This window comes from Modestobacter sp. SYSU DS0511 (assembly GCF_054050755.1).
In genome coordinates this window covers 38,480-57,083 of record NZ_JBJGZY010000026.1, presented here as the reverse complement: position 1 = coordinate 57,083, position 18,604 = coordinate 38,480, and the positions used below count along the sequence as shown (strand labels likewise).

The following is an 18,604-nucleotide window of genomic DNA, read 5'->3' as shown; positions in this document are numbered from 1 at the left end:
CCCCCCCCCCCCCCCCCCCCCCCCCCCCCCCCCCCCCCCCCCCCCCCCCCCCCCCCCCCCCCCCCCCCCCCCCCCCCCCCCCCCCCCCCCCCCCGGCGATCAGTGCTTGCCGTGGGTGTGCTTCTCCATGCCCGAGGTGGAGTCCGCCGCCGCCTTCTTGGCGGCCCGCTTCTGCTCGATGCTGCTGCCGGACTTATCCGAGGCGTCTCGTCGACCACGACCACTCCCTCATCGGGAACCGGTCGGCTCCAGGACGGCGACGCCACGCCCGGTCCGGCTACCTGGACAGCACGCCGGCCGGAGTGCGCGGCCGGAGTGCGGGGCCGCCCGCCGGGCGCGGGCGACCCCGCACGGGTCAGCCGGCCGGGGTGAACGCGCCGGCGCCCACCCGGACGAGCTGCCCGGAGCCGGGCGGGAACCCGAGGAAGCCGGCGATGCCCCACGCCGCCGCGTAGAGCCGCCCGTCCTCGACGAGCAGCCCGGTCGGCATCGTCACCGACACCGTTGCACGGCTGCCGTCGCGCGCCACCCGGGTGACCTCACCGACCGCCGCCGGGTCGAACTCCGGCCCCGGCTCACCCATCGGCATCCCGGCGAGGACGTTCGAGACGTAGACCGTGCCGCGGTGGTCGACGGTCACCCCGGTGGGCGAGGTGAGGTCCTCGATGACGTGCACGACCTCGCCTCGCGGGCTGAGCACGTACACCCGCCCTGCACCGGGCACCTCGGCACCCAGAGTGCTGACGAAGACCAGCCCCTTCGGGCCCTGGGCGATCCCGGTCGGCACCGGGTCGCAGCCCGCCGTGCCCGGGTTGTTGGGCGCCTCGGCGCAGCCGGGCACCTCCTCGGGCGTCACCACCGGCGGCACGAAGAACGTGCTGACCGCACCCGAGCGCCGGTCGACCGACAGGACGGCGTTCGCGCCGGCGTCGGCGACCAGCACCCGCTTCTTCTGGGCCAACACCGCGTAGGGGTTGGACAGCGTCTCCACCGGCTCCCCGTCGACGTACTGCTCCTGACCATCGGGGTTCTCGGCCAGCTCGTGGGCCAGCAGGTCGACGGTGTGCAGCACCGGACCACCGGGCTTCGCGACCAGCAGCGAGGTGCTGGCGGCGTCGGCGGGCGGGGGCGGGAACGGCGAGGGCGGCGGCGCCGTTTCCCCCTCCTCGGGTGGCGGCGGGGCCTCCCCGACGGCGACGAACAGCAGCCCCCGGTCGGTGTCGACGCCCTGCGGGTTGGCCAGCCCCGACAGCAGCGTGCGCACCTCACCGCTGTGCAGGTCGACCGAGGACACCTCCCCGCTGTCGGACTCCGCGACCACGACCCGGTGCCCTCGGGCCGCGCTGACCTGCCGGGGACCGTCCAGGCCGGTGGCGACGGTGGTGACCTGGTCGTCCGGCGGGTGACCCCCGCCGTGACCCCCGCCGTGACCCCCGCCGTGACCCCCGCCGGCCTTGGCCGCCGTCACCGGCACCACCACCATGAGTGCCGCCCCGGCCAGCGCCGCCGCGGTCCTGCTGTAACGCCTCATCGCGTCCTCCGGATCTGTGTGGAGCTGCTGTGCAACTCCTGTGGCGCGGCGAGGCTCCCGCTCGGACACGGAGGCGATCAACGGTGATCTGAGGTCCGGGCGCGCGCCGTCGCCAGTAGTGACCGCCGTCACTCGTCGGGGTGGCCGCCCGGGCCACCTACGCCGATCCGGGCGTCCAGCCCGGCCGTTCCCGATCCCTGGAGGGCGTCACCGGTGTCCCCGCCCCCCGTGCCCGAGCCGGCCGGGCTGCGCGCCGACCTCCGCGCCGGCCTCCGCGCCGACTGCGACCGGTGCGTCGCGCTGTGCTGCGTCGCGCCGGCGTTCAGCGCGTCGGCCGACTTCGCCTTCGACAAGCCGGCCGGCACCCCCTGCCGGCACCTGCGCCCCGACACCCGCTGCGGCATCCACACCGACCTGCGCGAGCGGGGCATGCCCGGCTGCGTCGTCTTCGACTGCTTCGGCGCCGGCCAGCGGGTGACCGCGCTGACCGGCGCCGGCCGGGACTGGCGGGCCGACCCGGCGACGGCGGCCGAGGTGTTCGCCGTCCTCCCGGTGATGCGGCAGCTCACCGAGGCGCTCTGGCACCTGGCGGAGGCCGAGCTGCTGCTGAACGCGGTGCTGGTACCGGCCGGGCCACTGCGCGGCGCGGACCTGACCGGCGCGCTCTTCCTCACCGTGCCGCAGTTGACCGCCGCGCGTGGCGACGCCACCACCCTCGTCCCCGTGGACCTGCCCCGGCCGGAGCACTGGGCCGGCTGACGCCCGCCACGGCGCACCCTCCGGTCGCCAGAATGGCCATTTTGGCGGAACGGCGGGTCACTCGTAGGGCTCGGCCGGTGCCGCGATCGGCTCGACGGAGGCAGCGCGCAGCACCGGTGGGCCGCCGGGCTCCCGGGGGACCGCGGTGCCGACGACCTCGACCCACTGGTCGGCGGACAGCCCGGACGACGCGTCCAGCACCTGCACCCGCAGCGCCGCTGCGTCGGCGGCGCAGCAGGCGATGGAGAACCGGGCGATGTCCCACGTGCCGTCGCCCGGTCCGCCGTCGTCGCGGGGGACGACGAAGCCGACCAGGCGCACCCGCCGTTCGGCCAGCGCCGCCGGGTCAGCCTGCGACCAGATCGTGTACTGCAGCAGCGTCATGGTCCGGTGGTCGGCGCCGGGGTCGTCCGGGCCGATCCCCTCTCCCGGGGCCTCCGCGGCCACCACCGGCTGCGCCTCGAGCTGGTCGACGGAGAAGGCCCCCAGGGCCGGGGCGCGACGACCACCAGGACGGCGACCGGCGCGGCCAGCAGCCAGCCGACCCCGGGGCCGAGGTGGTCGGACCGGCGCCCCCGGTCGCGCAGCAGGCCCAGCCCGCCGACGACGACGAGCAGCACCCTGGCCATGACGAGGAAGGGCTGGAAGGCGCCGCGCACGTAGGCCAGGTGCTGGTCGGTGAGGGCGACGACGAGCACGACCAGGCCGAGCAGCAGCAGGAGCACCTGCTGGGTGGGCCGGTCCGGGCGCGCGGTCACAGCAGCACCTCCCCCACCCCCAGGGCCACGGCGACGGCGACCAGCAGGGTGGCCGGCGCGAACCGCAGCGCGAACCCGCGCCCGAAGGTGCCCGCCTGCAACGCCACGAGCTTCACGTCGACGGCGGGGCCGACCACCAGGAACACCAGCCGCGAGGTCAGCGAGAACGAGGTGAGGCTGGCGGCGACGAAGGCATCGGCCTCCGAGCAGATCGCCAGCACCACGGCCAGCGCCGCGAGCACCAGCACCGAGAGGACGGCGGACCCGGCCACGGTGTCCAGCCAGGCCCGGGGCACCAGGGTGTTCAGCGTGGCCGCGGTCAGCCCGCCGACGACCAGGAAGCCACCGGCGTGCACCAGGTCGTGCTGCACCGCACTGCGGAACGCGTCGCCGCGGCCGGCGCCCGGCTCGGTCGCCGCGGGACGCGGCAGCCGCAGCCAGCCGGGGCGGGCGAACGCCGTCCACAGCCAGCCCATCAGCACCGCGACCAGCAGCGAGACGGCGAAGCGCGCGGCGACCATCTCCGGTTGCCCCGGGAAGGCCACCGCGGTGGCCACCAGCACCACGGGGTTGATCGCCGGCGCGGCCAGCAGGAACGCCAGCGCCGCCGCCTGCGGGACGCCACGGCCGACCAGGCTGCCGGCGACCGGCACCGACGCGCACTCGCAGCCGGGCAGCACCACGCCCGCGCACCGGCCACCGGCACCGCCAGCGCCGGGCGCCGCGGCAGCACCCGGGTGAAGAACGAGGCCGGCACCAGGGTGCTGATCGCCGCCGAGAGGAGCACGCCCAGTGCGAGGAACGGCAGCGCCTGCAGGCAGACCGCGACGAAGACGGTGCTCCACGCGAGCAGCGCCGGGGAGCTCAGCACGCCGGGGGCGGCGAAGTGCGCCACGATGAGCAGCACGACGACCGCCCCGAGCAGGTCGCCGCTGCGCGGTCCCCGCCGCCGGGTCGGCCCGGCGGCCACCAGCTCACTGATCTCCGCCTCCCGTGCACCTCGCGCGTTCGGGAACGGTTCCCATTAGCGTGTGCCGGTCAGCGTCTCACGCCCCACCGACCCGAGGAGCCCACCCGTGGCCGAGTCGTCGACGAACCGCACCGCGGGCGCCGCCCGCCTGCTCCGCAAGGCCGGGGGCACGGTGCTCACCGGGGTCGTCGGCGTGGTGGTCGTCCGCGCCGCCGAGCGTGGTGAGGCCGGCAGCCTGCCCCGCCGGCTGGCGGTCGGGGCCACGAAGCTGGGCATCCGCGGCGCCCGCCGGGCCGAGGTGGGCGTGGAGAAGGCCCGCCTCGCCGCCGGCGACGTGCGCGCCCAGGCCTACGCCGACCTCGGCGAGCAGGTGCCCCCGCCGGCCGACCGCTCCGGCGGCCACGACCACCAGCACTGAGCCCCGTGGAGACGGCGACCGGCACCGCCCGGCTGGTCAGTGACGCCGGCGGCCGGCTGCGGCTCGCCGTCCCCGCGCTGACCGGCGCGCCCGCCCGCGCGGTGGCGCTGGAGGACCTGCTGGACGCGGTCGACGGTGTCCGCACCGCGCACGCCTACCCGGTCACCGGGCACGTGCTCGTCTGGCTGGACGCCGACGCCGACGCCGGTGCCCGCGCGGAGGTGCTCCGCGTCGCCGCCTCGGCGGTTGCGCTGCCCGAGCGCGCCGAGGTCGCCCGCGCACCGCGCTCGGCCGACGTCGCCAACGGTGAGCTGGTGCGGATCGCCGTCGGCGGCGGCCGCCCTGGCGCTGCTCGGCATCCGCCGCTACGGGCTGCGGCGACCGGGTGCCGGGCGGCATCAGCCCGGCAGGCCCGGTCGCCGGTGTCCTGCGCGGATGGTCAGCGCTTGGCCCGCCGGGCGTCCCGGCGCCGCTCGGCGCGGTTGCGACGATCAGGCAGGTTCCCGGGCCGCGCGACAGCCTGGCCAGGGGTGGGAGCGGGCGGGGTCGCTGCAACCCCGCGGCGAACAGCAGTCGAACACCAGTTCTCCTCGATCAGCAGTGGTGCGCGGGCGGGCCGAGCCCTCAGCGACCCTGGTCGGATACGGCAGCAGCGCCAGTCCAGTCGGCGCTTCTTCCGCGGCCGCGCCGGGCGGGTGGCCGGGCTCACCAGGAGCTCTTCCGGATGCCGGGGAGCTCGCCGGCGTGGGCCATGTCCCGGAACCGGACCCGGGAGAGCCCGAACCTCCGCAGGTGACCGCAGGGGCGGCCGTCGGCGACGTCGCGGTTGCGCAGCCGGGTGGGGCTGGCGTCCCGGGGCAGTCGCTGCAGCGCGGCCTGGGCGGCGGCGCGCTCCTCCGGGGTTGCCGCCGTGCGGGCAGCCTCCTTCAGCTGCGCGCGCCGCTCGGCGTACCGCGCGACGACCTCCCGCCGCTGCAGGTCCTCGGCGATCATGGACTTCTCGGCCATCTCAGCGCTCCTCGCGGAAGTCGACGTGCCGGCGGACCTTCGGGTCGTACTTGCGCAGCACCAGCCGATCGGGGTCGTTGCGCCGGTTCTTCCGGGTCACGTACGTGTAGCCGGTGCCGGCGGTCGACCTGAGCTTGACGATCGGGCGGACGTCGTTGCCGCGGGCCATCAGCCGTTCCCCCGCCCAGCGCCCAGGCGGCGGCGGGCGTCGGGGTCGGTGGCCCGGATCCGCGCCACCACCGCCTCGATGCCCTGCACGTCGACGGTCTTGATGCCCTTGGTGGAGACGGTCAGCCGGATCCACCGGTTCTCACCGGGCAGGAAGAAGCGCTTGGACTGCAGGTTCGGGTCGAAACGGCGGCTGGTGCGCCGGTGCGAGTGGCTCACGGTCTTGCCGAAGGCAGGACGGCGGCCGGTCACCTCGCAGTAGGTGGCCACGGGTCGTGCACCTCCGAGGGGTCGGGGACGGCGATTCGTCGACCACCCCAGCTGGGAATGATTCTCGTTTGCATCTAGGGTGGTCGACATGACCGCGCCCCGCACTCCCCTGGTGCTCGTCACCGGGCTGCTCCCGGATCTCACCGCCCGCGCCGCCGTCCCGTTGCTGGACCGCCCCGGCACCGTGGTCGTCCACCACGACGTCTCCGGCCTGGACGGCGGCGTCGTCGTCCGCACGGTGCGCGAGTCCGGGCCCGGGGGGATCACCCAGGAGACGGCGGCGATCAGGCTGGCGCACGGGTGCCTGTCCTGCACGCTGCGCCTGGACCTGCTGCCGCTGCTGCGCACCCTGGGCCGCCGCGCCGACGTCAGCCGGGTGGTGCTCCAGCTGGACCCGGCCCTGGAACCTGAGCGCCTGTGCTGGTCCATCGCCGACGTGGTGCTGGACCACCAGCCGGGCGAGGAACCGGCCGGTGCGCCGGAGACCGCCGGCGACCACGTGCAGGTGACCGGTGTGCTCGCGGTGCTCGACGCCGCGACCTGGTTCGACGCCGCCACCGGCGAGGAGGACATGGCCGACGCCGGGCTCGCCGCCACCGCCGACGACGAGCGCACCCTCGCCCAGGTCGCCATCGCGCAGGTGCGGTTCGCCGACGCGGTGCTCCTGGCCGGGGAGCCGGCCGACGCCTGGTCCGGCGCCCGGCTGACCGCCGTCCTGGACCGGCTGCTGCCCGGCGCACCGCGCGCCGCGCTGGGCACCGCCCACCCCGACGAGCTGCTCACCGCGCTCCCCCGCGACGCCCGCCGCGGCCGGGTCTCCTCCCCGCACGACCCACTGCTGGCCGGTCAGCCACCGCTGGACGACGACGCCGGGGTGGGCCTGGTGCGCTTCGCCGCCGACCGGCCGTTCCACCCCGAGCGACTGCACGACGCGCTCGACGTGCTGCTCGACGGGGTCGTCTGCACCCGCGGCCGGCTCTGGCTGGCCACCCAGCACGACCGGGCGGTGTGGCTGGAGTCCGCCGGCGGTGGGCTCCGGGTGGGCGACGCCGGGCCGTGGCTGGACAGGCTCGGCGAGGACGCCGAGCTGTGGGCACAGGTCGACCCGCAACGGGCGGCCGCGGCCTCGCTGCGGTGGGACCCGGTGTTCGGCGACCGCGACGTGCAGCTCGTCGTCCTCACCCACCGGCAGTCACCGATGGCGATCACCACCACCCTGTTCGCCGCGCTGCTCACCGATGCCGAGCTGGCCGCCGGCCCCGACCTGTGGGCCACCTGGCCCGACCCCTTCGGCACCTGGCACGAGGACCCCTGCGAGGCCTCCACCCCGGCCGACCCCAGCGACCTGCACATCGGCAACCGAGAGGAACACCCCTGATGAAGGACGGCGTCCACCCCGAGTACCGCACGGTCGTCTTCCGGGACACCGCCAGCGGGGCGACCTACCGCACCCGGTCCACCATCGGCAGCGACCAGACCATCGACCTGGACGGCGAGACCCTGCCGCTGGTCACCGTGGACAACAGCGCGGCGTCGCACCCGTTCTGGACCGGCAACCAGCGAGTGCTGGACACCGCAGGTCGGGTCGAGCGGTTCAACCAGCGCTACGGCTCGATGGCGCGCGGCGCCCGGAAGCAGGGCTGACCTGTGGCGGCCGCGAACCGGGGGCTGCTGCGGTGACCACCGGCCGGCCGGACCGCGGCGGTCCGGTGGTCGCCGTCTGCACCGGCCACCGGTGCGCCGCGCTGCGCCGGCTGGCCGGCACCGACGACGGGGTGCCGCAGCTGGCCGCCGCCGTCCGGGCGACGTCCGGCGCAGTGCTGGTCACCGCCGAGTGCGTCGGTGCCTGCGACCGGGCGTCGGTGGTCGGCGTCGCGCGACGGCCACCGGACGCCCGGGCGGCCGGGCCGGCGATCTGGCTGGCGGAGACGCAGACCCCCGAGCGCACCGCGGCGCTGGTCAACTGGGTGCGCGACGACGGGTCGGGGGTGCTGCCCGAGTGCCTGCGCGGCGCCGTCGCCGGCGTCGGCGCCCCACCCCGCCCCGCCTGACCGGCCCGCCAAAATGGCCATTTCGGCGGCTCAGGCGCCCGCCAGAATGGCCATTTCGGCGGGAAGGGGTCACTCGGAGGCGGCGCCGGCGGTGCTGCCCTTCTCCTGCTCGCTGCTGGGCGCCCCGACCCAGACGGTCTTGGTGTTCATGAACTCCCGCATGCCCAGCTCGGTCAGCTCCCGGCCGTAGCCGCTCTGCTTCACCCCGCCGAAGGGCAGCTCCGGCCAGCTGGTGGTCATCCCGTTGATGAACGCCATGCCGGACTCGATGTCGCGGACGAACTGCGCCCGCTCGGCCTCGTCCTCGCTCCACAGGTTCGAGCCCAGGCCGTAGGGGTGGCTGTTGGCGATCTCGATCGCCTCGTCCAGGCTGTCCACGGTCCACAGCGCGGCGACCGGCCCGAAGACCTCCTCGGAGTACAGCTTCATCTCGGGGGTGATCCCGGTCAGCAGGGTCGGCTCGTAGAACCAGCCCGGCCGGTCGACCCGCTCGCCACCGACCACGACGGTGGCACCCTTGCCGACGGCGTCGTCGACGTAGTCCGCGACGTCCTGCAGGCCGGACTCGGTGGCCAGCGGGCCGACCTGGGTGTCGGCGTCCATCGGGTCTCCGACGGTCAGCGCCCCGATCTTCTCGGCGAACAGCCGGGTGAACTCCTCGGCGACGTCGCGGTGCACGAAGAACCGCTTGGCCGCGATGCAGCTCTGCCCGTTGTTCTGGTTGCGCGCGGTCACCGCGACGTCGGCGGCGGTCTCCAGGTGCGCGGAGGGCATCACGATGAACGGGTCGGAGCCGCCCAGCTCCAGCACCGTGGGCTTGAGCGCGTCCCCGGCGATCGAGGCGACCGACTGCCCGGCCGGCGCGCTGCCGGTGAGCGTCGCGGCGGCCACCCGGTCGTCGCGGAGCACCCGCTCGATCGTGCTCGAGCCGATGAGCAGGGTCTGGAAGACGTCAGCGGGGAACCCCGCCTTGCGGAACAGCTCCTCCAGGTACAGCGCGGTCTGCGGCACGTTGCTGGCGTGCTTGAGCAGCCCGACGTTGCCGGCCATCAGCGCCGGGGCGGCGAAGCGCATCGCCTGCCAGAGGGGGAAGTTCCACGGCATGATCGCCAGCACGACGCCCAGCGGCTGGTAGGTGACGTAGGCCTGCGTCGCCTTCACCGCGGCGGCGTCCTTCTGCTCCGGCTCCAGGAAGCCCGGTCCGTGCTCGGCGTAGTACCGCAGCGCTGCCACGCACTTGGTCGCCTCCGCCTCGGCCGCGGCCAGCGTCTTGCCCATCTCGGTGGTCATCAGCGCGGCGACGTCGTCGAGGTCGGCCTCGAGCGCGTCGGCGGCGGCGCGCAGCCAGCCGGCGCGGTCCTCGACCGAGGTCAGCCGGTAGCTGCGGAAGGCAGCGGCCGCGCGGGCGACCCTCTCCTCGAGCGCCTCGTCGGAGAGCGGCTCGTAGGTCTTCAGCGTCTCGCCGGTGGCGGGGTTGGTGGTGGCGATGGCCATGGGGGGGTCTCCCGTCGTCTGCTGGGGGCGCGGGTCCGGACGGCGGCGCTCGGCACAGGGCGCTCGGGCGGCCCGGACGGGCACCGGTGCGCTGTGCACCTGCCCGACGGGAGAGCGGTGAAACCGCCCCGGTCAGGCCTTCGGCCGCTGCAGCCCGCCGACCATCCGGGGGCCGGCGACCCGCCGCTCGGAGCGCGGGACGTCCCGGCGCGCCGGCTGAGCCAGGAAGCTGCCCAGGATCACGCCCGCGGCCAGCGCCAGCCCGATCGAGGTGGCCTGGCTCAGCAACAGGAAGCCGGTCCCGGTGTCGCCGGAGGCCAGGAACAGCATGCCGCGGTAGATGGTCAGCCCGGGCAGCAGCGGGATGATCCCCGCGGCGACCAGGATGAGGGGTGGGACTCGCTGCCGGTGCGCGAAGGCGTAGGCCCCCAGCCCGACCACCACGGCGGCCACCGCGGTCGAGAGTGCGGCGTGGAAGTCGAAGTGGTCCAGAGCCCGGAAGGCACCCCAGCCCAGGGCTCCGGCCGCCCCGGCAGCGGGGAGGGTCCGCCGGGGTGAGAAGTTCGCCGCGGCGGCCGCGGACGCGGAGACGACCGCGGCGACGAACTGGGCGGGCAGGTCCCCCAGGCCGCTCGCGGGCGGCTGGCTCACCGCGAGGCTCACCCCGAGCCGATCGGCGACGGAGAGCACCCCGGCGACCCCGGCGACGATCCCGGCGGTGAGGACGAACACCTCGAAGGCCCGGGCGCTGGCGGTGAGCAGGAACCCGGAGATCGCGTCCTGCACGCACCCGACCAGGGTGACCCCGGGCAGCAGCAGCACGATCCCACTGGCCACCACCAGGGAGGGCCGCACGTCCAGGTCGGCGATCATGAGCCCCATGGCGACCGCCGTCGCGAACGCCGCGCCCATCGCGTTGGCGTAGAAGTCGGGCACACCCCGCCGCGAGAGCGCGCCGGCCATCCGGTCGATGACCACGGTGGCGGCGAAGGCCACCGCGGCGACGAGCGCGCCGCCGCCCATGAGCACCGCGATGGCCGTGGCCAACGTCGCCCGGAAGGCGGTCACCGCCCACCAGGGGTACGGGTGCGCGGCCCGGCGGATCCGCTCCAGCCGGGCCATCGCCTCGTCCGGCGTGATGCGCCGCTGCACCACGTCGGTGACGAGGTTGTCGATCTCGGTCACCCGGGTGTAGTCGGGCGTGCGGACCTGGACCAGCCGCACGCTGGTGACCGGTGCGACATCCGGCGCCCGGACGTAGGAGAGCGTGATCGAGGTGAAGGTGACCTCGCAGACCACCCGCTCCAGCCCGCAGGCGCGGGCGAGCGCCGTGATCGTGGCCATCACGTCCGCGGCCCCGGCACCGCCGGACAGCAGGATCTCCCCGGCGTGGAGCGCGAAGTCCAGGATCCGGTAGGCCTCGCGCTCGTCCGGCTCCGCCAGGTGCACCGGCTCACGCGTGAGCACCTGTTCCGAACGCCGTTCCGCGCGCCGGCGTCCAGCGACCACCGCGACCTCCTGCTCCATCCCCCGGCCCACGCCGCGGTCACCTCTCCGCCCCGACCACCCTCCCAGGCGAGGAGCCTGCCGGGCAGCAGCCGGGGGTGTGCCCCCGGCCACCCCCGGCCTGCGGTGGCGGTCGGTCAGGCCTGGGCGGCGTCCTGACCGGCGCGCCGCTCGGCCTCCTCGGGAGGGAGCACCTTGCGCCACCGCTTGGTCCGCAGCGGCGGCACCTCCCCGGCGTCCTCGCGCAGAGCCCGCAGCAGGCTGTAGATCATCACGTAGCCGAGGACGAAGAACGGCAGGCCGACCACGATGATCACCTGCTGCAGCGCCTCCAGCCCGCCGGCGCCGGTACCGCCCAGCAGGGTGCTGGCGACGACGGCGACGCTCAACGCCCAGAACACCCGCTGCCGGGTGGGCGCTGGGTCCTCGTGCCCGTTGGCGATGGTGTCCATCACCAGGGCGGCGGAGTCCACCGAGGTGACGAAGAAGACGACCACCAGCAGGATGGCGACGACCGAGACGACCGTGCTGAGCGGGAACTGCTCGAGGAAGACGAACAGCGCGCCGGGGATGTCCCCCTGCTCGACCACGGGCCCGGTCAGCGTGCCGGGGTCGGTCCGCTCGATGTCGAAGGAGGCCCACCCGAAGACACCGAACCAGATGACGCTGAAGCCCACCGGTACGGCCAGCACACCGATCACGAACTGGCGGATCGACCGCCCCCGGGAGATGCGCGCGATGAAGATGCCGACGAACGGCGACCAGGTGATGGTCCAGGCCCAGTAGAAGACGGTCCAGTTGTCCTGCCAGCCGCTCTGGTTGACCGCGTCGGTCCAGAAGGCCAGCTCCGGCAGCCAGGACAGGTAGGTGCCGGCCGTCTGGATGGTGCCGCGCAGCAGGAGCAGCGTCGGGCCGGTGACGACGACGAAGCACAGCAGCGCGACGGCCACGACGATGTTGAGGTTGGACAGCCGCTTGATCCCCCGGGTCAGCCCCAGGGCCACCGAGACGATCGCGACCACCGACACCGCGGCGATGATCAGCACCTCGACCAGGCGGTTCTGCGGCACCCCGAACAGCGCGGCCAGCCCGCCGTTGATCTGCAGGGTGCCCAGCCCCACCGAGACCGCGATGCCGAACATCGTGCCGACGATCGCCGTCACGTCGATGGCCGCGCCGACCGGCCCGTGGATCCGGTCGCCCAGCAGCGGCTGGAAGATCGAGCTCACCCGGGGCGGCAGGTTCCGCTTGTACATGAAGTAGGCGAAGGCCAGCCCCGGCAGCGTGAAGATCGTCCAGGTGTGCAGGCCGAAGTGGTACAGCGTGAACGCCATCGCCTCGCGGAAGGCGGCCGGCGATCCCGGCTCCACGTCCTGCATCGGGGGGTTGGCCAAGTGGTTGACCGGCTCCGCGACCCCCCAGAACAGCAGGATCGTGCCGATGCCGGCCGCGAACAGCATGCCGAACCAGGCAGCGCCCGAGTGCTCGGGCTCCTCGCCCTCGGCGCCGAGCCGGATGCGGCCGAACCGGCTGGCGGCCATGTAGAGCAGGAACACCAGGAACACCGTCACGCCCAGGACGTAGAACCAGCCGAGGTTCGTCAGGATCCAGCCGGTCACCGCCGCGAAGATCCGGTCCACCTGCTCGGTGAACAGCAGGGTCGCCACCACGAAGACCAGCGCGACCAGCGCGGACGCCGAGAAGATGACCGATCCGGTGCGCACGCCGAGTGCCTCGAGGGAACGCTTCACGGCTGTCTGCATGAGCTGGGGGTCCGTCCTCCCGTGATGGATGGCAACGGTTGGCTCATCTGCCCGGTCACTGCGCCGCGGAAACGGCCGATGTCGCCACCGGTCCCCCGGAGCGCCCGTGGCGGAGCCCCGGCCCGCGGCGGGCGGGACCAACGTCCCGCCCGTAGCGTCGGAGCAGGACGGCCGCGACCGTGCGGCCATGGGAGCGCGGAGGTCGGATGGACGCCGGACGGATCCGGAACACTGCTCTGGCCCGGAAGGTCGTGCCGGCCGAGGAGGCCGCCGCCGTCATCCGGCCCGGCGACACCGTCGGGATGAGCGGCTTCACCGGGGCCGGGCACCCGAAGGCGGTGCCCGGGGTGCTGGCCCGGCGGATCACCGAGGCGCACGCCGCGGGCGACCCGTTCCGGATCGACCTGTGGACCGGCGCCTCGACCGCCCCGGACGTCGACGGCGCGCTGGCGACCGCCGACGGGATCGGGCTGCGGCTGCCCTACCAATCCGACCCGGTGCTGCGGGAGAAGATCAACCGCGGGGAGACCGAGTACGTCGACGTGCACCTCTCGCACGTGGCGCAGCTGGCCTGGGAGGGGTTCCTCGGCCCACTGGACGTCGCCGTCGTCGAGGTCAGCGCGATCACCGAGGACGGCCTGCTCGTCCCGTCGTCGTCGGTGGGCAACAACAAGACCTGGCTGGACCTGGCCGACCGGGTGGTGCTGGAGGTCAACAGCTGGCAGCCGGCCGGGCTCGCCGGGATGCACGACGTCTACTACGGCACCGCGCTGCCCCCCAACCGCAGCCCGGTGCAGCTCGTCCGGCCCGGTGACCGGATCGGGGTCCCGCACCTGCGGGTGGACCCGGACAAGGTGGTCGCGGTGGTGGAGACCGACGCCCCCGACCGCAACACCCCCTTCGCCCAACCGGACGGGACGGCGCGGGCGATCGCCGGCCACCTGATCGAGTACCTCGAGCACGAGGTGTCCCGGGGCCGGTTGCCGGCGGACCTGCTGCCGTTGCAGTCCGGGGTCGGGAACGTCGCCAACGCGGTGCTGGCCGGGCTGCAGGAGTCCCGGTTCGAGCAGCTGACCGCCTACACCGAGGTGATCCAGGACGGCATGCTGGACCTGCTCCGGTCGGGCACGCTGTCGTTCGCCTCCGCGACCGCGTTCTCGCTGAGCCCCACCGCGATCGCCGACTTCACCGCGCACGTCGACGAGTTCCGCGACCGGATCCTGCTGCGGCCGCAGGAGATCAGCAACCACCCGGAGATCATCCGGCGGCTGGGCGTGCTGGCGATGAACGGGATGATCGAGGCCGACCTGTACGGCAACGTGAACTCCACCCACCTGATGGGCAGCCGCATCCAGAACGGGATCGGCGGGTCGGGCGACTTCGCCCGCAACTCCTACGTCTCCTTCTTCGTCAGCCCGTCGACGGCCAAGGGCGGGGCGATCTCCTCGATCGTGCCGATGGTCTCCCACGTCGACCACACCGAGCACGACGTCGCGGTGGTCGTCACCGAGCAGGGCCTGGCCGACCTGCGGGGGCTCTCCCCCCGGCGGCGCGCCCAGCTGGTGATCGAGAAGTGCGCGCACCCGGACTACCGGCCGATGCTGGCCGACTACCTCGAGCGGGCCGAGCGCGGCGCCTTCGGGATGCACACCCCGCACCTGACGGCCGAGGCGCTGAGCTGGCACACCCGCTACGTCGAGACGGGGTCGATGCTGCCGCCGCGCTGAGCCGGCGCGACACGCCGGGGCCCGGCCCGGCGGCCAGCGGCGCGACGTCCGGTGTTCACCCGGCGCCCCTCGACTGGTTGCTGCGGTCACCGAGAGTGCCCGCATGCCCCTCGATGCACCCCTGTCCCGTCGCACCGTCTTCAAGGGCGGCGCCGCCACGGCGGCCGCCGTCGCCCTCGCCGGCCTCACCCCCGCGGCCGCCCGCGCCGCCGTGGCCGAGACCGCCCGCTCCGGCGTCTTCGGCTTCGGCGTCGCCAGTGGCGACCCCACGGCCACCGAGCTGCTGCTCTGGACCCGGGTGACGCCCACCCCCGAGTCGCTGCCCGGCAGCCGGCGCGGGCCGGCCGTCCCGGTCCGCTGGGAGGTGGCCGCCGACGAGGCGTTCACCGAGATCGTGCGCAGCGGCAACGTCGTCGCCGACGTCAGCCGTGACCACACGGTCAAGGTCGTGGTGAACCGGCTGACGCCCTACACCCGCTACTTCTACCGGTTCACCTGCGCCGGGCAGACCTCCCCGGTGGGCCGGACCCAGACCGCGCCCGACGAGCCGGGCCAGCTCCACGCGCTGCGCATGGCGTTCGTGTCCTGCAGCAACTGGACCGGCGGGTACTTCACCGCCTACCGGGGCATCGCCGCCCGCGACGACCTGGACGTCGTGCTGCACCTGGGTGACTACCTGTACGAGTACGGCAACTCCCCGCGGGTGGCCGGCGTCGCCGGCTCCGGTGACCGGTACGGGCCGAACGCGCTGATCGGCATCCGGGACCACGAGCCGGCGGGCGAGATCGTGTCGCTGGAGGACTACCGGATCCGGCACGCGCTCTACAAGACCGACCCGGACCTGCAGCGGGCGCACCAGCAGCACCCGTGGATCGTCATCTTCGACGACCACGAGATCACCAACGACGCGTACGACTTCGGCGCGGAGAACCACGAGCGGGACGACGACCCCGACACCCCGTACACCGAGCCGGGCAAGCCGGACGGCGTCCGACCCGAGGGCGACTTCCTGTTCCGCCGGGCCAAGGCGTTCCAGGCCTACCTGGAGTGGATGCCGATCCGCGAGCCCGCCATGTGGCAGCCGCACCCGAGCAAGGGCCGGCAGTTCTTCCGCCGCTTCCGGTTCGGCGACCTGGCCGAGCTGTCGGTGATCGACACCCGGCAGAACCGCAGCGAGCAGGTTCCGGCCACGGTCGACGGCGCGGTCAACCCGGCGCTGACCGACTCGCGCCGCCACCTGCCCGAGCCGCCGCAGCTGGACTGGCTGACGACGGGCATCCGCACCGGGCGGACCGACTGGCACCTGGTCGGCAACCAGACGGTGTTCGCCCGGGTGTTCGCCGTCCCCCGGCCGGGCACCGTGCCCGGCTCGGTGTTCAACACCGACCAGTGGGACGGCTACCAGGCCGACCAGCGCACGGTGCTGGAGGCGATGGCGGCGGCCCAGCGGATCGACCCGGTGGTGCTCACCGGCGACATCCACTCCTCGTGGGCCAACGACCTCCCCGTCGACGTCGCCGCCTACCAGACCGACGGCAACTCGGTGGGCGTGGAGTTCGTCTGCCCGTCGGTGACCAGCAACGGGTTCAAGGAGGCCGTCGGGTCGGCCGCCGCCGCGTCCGCCACCACCGCCGCGTTCCAGGCCGCCAACCCCTGGGTGCGGTACCTGGAGGGCATCGGGCACGGCTTCGTCGTCCTGGACGTGACGCCGGAGCGGGTGCAGGCCGACTACTGGTTCATCCGCAGCAACGGGGACAAGGGGCTGGCCGTCGACCCGCGGCTGGACCCGCAGGCGACGGTCGGCTACGAGACGTCCTTCGCCACGGTCAAGGGCTCGCGGAAGGTCAGCGGGCCGGTCGCCCAGCTGGGTGCCCGCAGCGACTCCCCGCGCGACGCGCGGGTGGCCGTTCCCCGCTGACCCGCCGGCTGACCGCCCCGGCTCGGGAGCCGGGGCGGTCAGCCCGCGTGCGCCCGGTCGTCGACGAGGTGGACGACCGGCAGGCCGCAGGCCTTCTCGATCTTGGCGGGGAGGTTGCCGCGCAGCCAGCGGGAGATGCCCAGCGGCAGGGTGGAGACGATCACCTCGTCGGCGGGGAACCGCCCCAGCGCCAGGCGCAGCGCCTCCATCGCGTCGGGGTCGCCGACCTCGCCGTCGACCTCGCCACCGAGCTCCCGGATCTCGGTGAGCGCGCGGTCCAGCCGCTGGGCGGCCAGCGCATAGGCGCGCTCGTCCGACGGCGGGCCGGCCCCGAGCGGGCCGGCCTGGTCCTGCACCGGGGTCGCCGGGACGACGACGTGGAACTGGTGCGGGCCGGCGGCGACCCGCTCCTGCACCGCGGCGAGGAGTTGCTCGCCGCCCAGGGTCTGGTTGGCGAGGACCAGGGTCTTCGGCATGGTGCGTTCCCCTTCCGGCGCTGGCGGGTTCCGTCGAGGGCGACGGTAGGCCCGACCGGCCGGTCCGCGATAGGCCGGCGGACGTCGCACGGTCGACCACCGTGTGACGGTCCGCGGAACTCCCGGGTCGGGCTGCGGCTCAGGCCTCGGGCATGGTGATGACCGGCTTGACCACCGCGCCGCTGTACGAGGCCTCCATCGCCTCGCCGATCCGCTCCAGCGGGAACCGCTCCACCAGCCGGTCCATCGGGAAGCGGCCGGCGGCGTAGAGGTCCATCAGCGCGCCGATCAGCGGCCCGCTGCGGCCGCTGCCGCCCAGCGTGCCGACGATCGACTTGCCCCACAGCGTGCTCATGTGGTCGGCGGTGAACTCCGCCCCGGCCGGCGCCCCGCCGATCAGGATGGCCTTCCCGCGCATGCCGACGGAGTCGATGGCCTGCCGGACGACCGGCAGGATGCCGGTGCACTCGAGGGCGAAGTCGGCGGGGCCGCCGCAGATGTCGGTGATCGCCTGGACCGGGTCGGTGTCCCCGGCGTTGACCACCTCGGTGGCGCCGAGCTCGCGGGCCAGCTGCAGCCGGGACTCGTGCCGGTCGACGGCGATGATGGTGCTGGCCGCGGAGTTGCGTGCGGCCATGATCGCCGCCAGCCCCACCGTGCCCGCGCCGTAGACGACGAGCGAGGCCCCGGGCAGCGGGCGGGCGGTGTGGAAGACCGCGCCGGCGCCGGTCGCCAGCCCGCAGGCCAGCGGCCCCATGAGGTCGACCGGGAGACCGTCGGGGATCGGCACCAGCGAGGTGGCCGTGGCCAGCGAGTGGGTGGCGAACGAGGACTGGCCGAAGAACGCCCCGGCCAGCGGGTCGCCGCCGGCGATGCGCAGGCCGGAGGTGCCGACCGGCCGGTGGCCGCTGAAGGCGAGCTCGCCCAGGTTCAGGCAGTACCGGGGCTCGCCGTCCAGGCAGTTGCGGCAGTGACCGCACCACGGCCAGCCCATGACCACGGCCTGGCCCTCGCGGACGTTGGTGACCCCGTCACCGACGGCGACGACCGTCCCGGCACCCTCGTGGCCGAGCACGCCGGGCAGCGGGAACGGCATGTTGCCCTCCCGGGCCAGCCCGTCGGTGTGGCAGAAGCCGGTCGCGGTCACCTGCACCAGCACCTCACCCGGGCCGGGCTCGTCCAGCTCGACGTCCCGGATGGCGAACGGCGCGTCCGGCTGCTCGACGACGGCGGCGGTTGCTCTCATCTGCGCTCCCCGCACCGGGCCCGTCATCGGCGGCCGCGCCGGTGCGCCCGCGGACCGTCGCGCCGCGGACGTCCGTGCCCCGGCGTGCCCGCAGTCTGCCCGTGAGTCTCGGGGTCCGGGCGAGCGGATCGGACCGGCAGGTGCGCCCAGGACATCCGTCCCGGGCGCCGGCGGACCGGGCCGGGTCTCAGGAGCGCCGCGCGTCGAGCCGGTCGAGGAGGTCCTTCGCCGCGCGGCGGATCTCCTCGTGGTCGTTCTGCGAGGCCCGCTGCTCGGCGTGGATCAGCGCCGCCCGGTTCACCTTCGAGAAGTCCCCGTAGGGGAAGCGGAACCGGGCCTTGGTCCCCTCGCCCGCGTCGGTGTCCTCGGCGAGGTACCAGCGGCTCCACTCCTCGCGGCCCTCGTCCTCGATCTCGGAGTTCCGCTCCTGGGTCGACGGCGCGGCGTCGGACCACTCGGTGGTGTCGTCGTACTCCCCGGCGTCGATGAGCTGCTGGGCGTGCCGGACGCCGGTCTCGTTCACTCGGTAGCTGGGCATGCC

20 protein-coding genes are annotated in these 18,604 nt (G+C 74.5%); 7 read left to right on the top strand and 13 right to left on the bottom strand.

What is annotated here, in order from left to right; all coding sequences use genetic code 11:
• Window positions 1-355 precede the first annotated feature (355 nt).
• Complete coding sequence (locus tag ACI783_RS13885) at window positions 356-1,531, bottom strand: ScyD/ScyE family protein (protein ID WP_457140983.1); 1,176 nt, start codon at window positions 1,529-1,531, stop codon at window positions 356-358.
• Window positions 1,532-1,744: 213 nt separating this feature from the next.
• Between ACI783_RS13885 and ACI783_RS13880 the strand changes: the two genes are divergently transcribed.
• Window positions 1,745-2,290, top strand: coding sequence for a hypothetical protein (locus ACI783_RS13880; protein WP_457140982.1), 546 nt, complete (start codon window positions 1,745-1,747; stop codon window positions 2,288-2,290).
• Window positions 2,291-2,347: 57 nt separating this feature from the next.
• Here the strand turns inward: ACI783_RS13880 and ACI783_RS13875 are convergent, their stop codons facing one another.
• The 3 genes from ACI783_RS13875 to ACI783_RS13865 are packed head-to-tail and all read right to left on the bottom strand — an operon-like array spanning window position 2,348 to window position 3,731.
• On the bottom strand, window positions 2,348-2,674 hold the full coding sequence (locus ACI783_RS13875) for a TIGR03943 family putative permease subunit (protein ID WP_457140981.1): 327 nt from the start codon (window positions 2,672-2,674) through the stop codon (window positions 2,348-2,350).
• The gene (locus ACI783_RS13870; RefSeq protein WP_457140980.1) at window positions 2,671-3,048 is read right to left on the bottom strand and encodes a hypothetical protein; all 378 of its coding nucleotides are present in this window, start codon (window positions 3,046-3,048) and stop codon (window positions 2,671-2,673) included. The genes ACI783_RS13875 and ACI783_RS13870 overlap by 4 nt, the downstream gene beginning before the upstream one ends.
• Window positions 3,045-3,731 carry a permease gene (locus ACI783_RS13865; RefSeq protein WP_457140979.1) on the bottom strand — a complete coding sequence of 229 codons (687 nt, stop codon included), beginning with the start codon at window positions 3,729-3,731 and terminating at the stop codon, window positions 3,045-3,047. The genes ACI783_RS13870 and ACI783_RS13865 overlap by 4 nt, the downstream gene beginning before the upstream one ends.
• Before the next feature lie 393 nt (window positions 3,732-4,124).
• Here ACI783_RS13865 and ACI783_RS13860 point away from each other — a divergent pair, with 393 nt between their 5' ends.
• Complete coding sequence (locus ACI783_RS13860) at window positions 4,125-4,436, top strand: DUF1490 family protein (protein WP_457140978.1); 312 nt, start codon at window positions 4,125-4,127, stop codon at window positions 4,434-4,436.
• 705 nt (window positions 4,437-5,141) lie between these two features.
• On the opposite strand, the gene rpsN is transcribed toward ACI783_RS13860, so the two are convergent.
• Genes rpsN through rpmB form a run of 3 tightly spaced genes read right to left on the bottom strand, consistent with a single transcriptional unit; the run spans window position 5,142 to window position 5,882 of the window.
• The gene (gene rpsN, locus ACI783_RS13855; RefSeq protein ID WP_457140977.1) at window positions 5,142-5,444 is read right to left on the bottom strand and encodes a 30S ribosomal protein S14; all 303 of its coding nucleotides are present in this window, start codon (window positions 5,442-5,444) and stop codon (window positions 5,142-5,144) included.
• Between the two features lies 1 nt (window position 5,445).
• Window positions 5,446-5,613, bottom strand: a complete 168-nt coding sequence (gene rpmG / locus ACI783_RS13850) for a 50S ribosomal protein L33 (RefSeq protein WP_457140976.1) — start codon at window positions 5,611-5,613, stop codon at window positions 5,446-5,448.
• On the bottom strand, window positions 5,613-5,882 hold the full coding sequence (gene rpmB, locus ACI783_RS13845) for a 50S ribosomal protein L28 (protein ID WP_457140975.1): 270 nt from the start codon (window positions 5,880-5,882) through the stop codon (window positions 5,613-5,615). Before rpmB ends, rpmG begins: the two co-directional genes overlap by 1 nt.
• An 88-nt stretch (window positions 5,883-5,970) precedes the next feature.
• On the opposite strand from rpmB, the gene mrf reads away from it, so the two are divergent.
• From mrf to ACI783_RS13830, 3 genes are read left to right on the top strand one after another with little or no spacing between them, the layout of a single operon-like run.
• Window positions 5,971-7,260 (top strand): ribosome hibernation factor-recruiting GTPase MRF, encoded by a 1,290-nt coding sequence (gene mrf / locus ACI783_RS13840; RefSeq protein ID WP_457140974.1) that lies wholly within the window; start codon window positions 5,971-5,973, stop codon window positions 7,258-7,260.
• Window positions 7,260-7,526 (top strand): type B 50S ribosomal protein L31, encoded by a 267-nt coding sequence (locus tag ACI783_RS13835; protein WP_457140973.1) that lies wholly within the window; start codon window positions 7,260-7,262, stop codon window positions 7,524-7,526. Before mrf ends, ACI783_RS13835 begins: the two co-directional genes overlap by 1 nt.
• Window positions 7,527-7,558: 32 nt before the next feature.
• Entirely contained in the window at window positions 7,559-7,933 is a 375-nt protein-coding gene (locus ACI783_RS13830; RefSeq protein ID WP_457140972.1) for a hypothetical protein, read from the top strand.
• Between the two features lie 69 nt (window positions 7,934-8,002).
• Here ACI783_RS13830 and ACI783_RS13825 read toward each other — a convergent pair whose 3' ends face one another.
• The 3 genes from ACI783_RS13825 to ACI783_RS13815 form a co-directional block, all read right to left on the bottom strand.
• Complete coding sequence (locus tag ACI783_RS13825) at window positions 8,003-9,427, bottom strand: NADP-dependent succinic semialdehyde dehydrogenase (protein ID WP_457140971.1); 1,425 nt, start codon at window positions 9,425-9,427, stop codon at window positions 8,003-8,005.
• Between the two features lie 132 nt (window positions 9,428-9,559).
• Window positions 9,560-10,966, bottom strand: a complete 1,407-nt coding sequence (locus ACI783_RS13820) for a threonine/serine ThrE exporter family protein (RefSeq protein WP_457140970.1) — start codon at window positions 10,964-10,966, stop codon at window positions 9,560-9,562.
• 104 nt (window positions 10,967-11,070) lie between these two features.
• Complete coding sequence (locus ACI783_RS13815) at window positions 11,071-12,684, bottom strand: BCCT family transporter (RefSeq protein WP_457140969.1); 1,614 nt, start codon at window positions 12,682-12,684, stop codon at window positions 11,071-11,073.
• Between the two features lie 218 nt (window positions 12,685-12,902).
• Between ACI783_RS13815 and ACI783_RS13810 the strand changes: the two genes are divergently transcribed.
• Together ACI783_RS13810 and ACI783_RS13805 are read left to right on the top strand one after the other, a co-directional pair.
• Window positions 12,903-14,423 carry an acetyl-CoA hydrolase/transferase family protein gene (locus ACI783_RS13810; RefSeq protein WP_457140968.1) on the top strand — a complete coding sequence of 507 codons (1,521 nt, stop codon included), beginning with the start codon at window positions 12,903-12,905 and terminating at the stop codon, window positions 14,421-14,423.
• Window positions 14,424-14,526: 103 nt separating this feature from the next.
• Complete coding sequence (locus tag ACI783_RS13805) at window positions 14,527-16,341, top strand: alkaline phosphatase D family protein (RefSeq protein ID WP_457140967.1); 1,815 nt, start codon at window positions 14,527-14,529, stop codon at window positions 16,339-16,341.
• A 38-nt stretch (window positions 16,342-16,379) separates the two neighbouring features.
• On the opposite strand, the gene ACI783_RS13800 is transcribed toward ACI783_RS13805, so the two are convergent.
• The 3 genes from ACI783_RS13800 to ACI783_RS13790 all read right to left on the bottom strand — a co-directional run bounded on the left by ACI783_RS13800 (window position 16,380) and on the right by ACI783_RS13790 (window position 18,601).
• Complete coding sequence (locus tag ACI783_RS13800; RefSeq protein WP_457140966.1) at window positions 16,380-16,817, bottom strand: hypothetical protein; 438 nt, start codon at window positions 16,815-16,817, stop codon at window positions 16,380-16,382.
• Between the two features lie 139 nt (window positions 16,818-16,956).
• Window positions 16,957-18,063, bottom strand: coding sequence for an NAD(P)-dependent alcohol dehydrogenase (locus tag ACI783_RS13795; protein WP_457140965.1), 1,107 nt, complete (start codon window positions 18,061-18,063; stop codon window positions 16,957-16,959).
• 187 nt (window positions 18,064-18,250) lie between these two features.
• Window positions 18,251-18,601, bottom strand: coding sequence for a hypothetical protein (locus ACI783_RS13790; RefSeq protein WP_457140964.1), 351 nt, complete (start codon window positions 18,599-18,601; stop codon window positions 18,251-18,253).
• Window positions 18,602-18,604 lie beyond the last annotated feature (3 nt).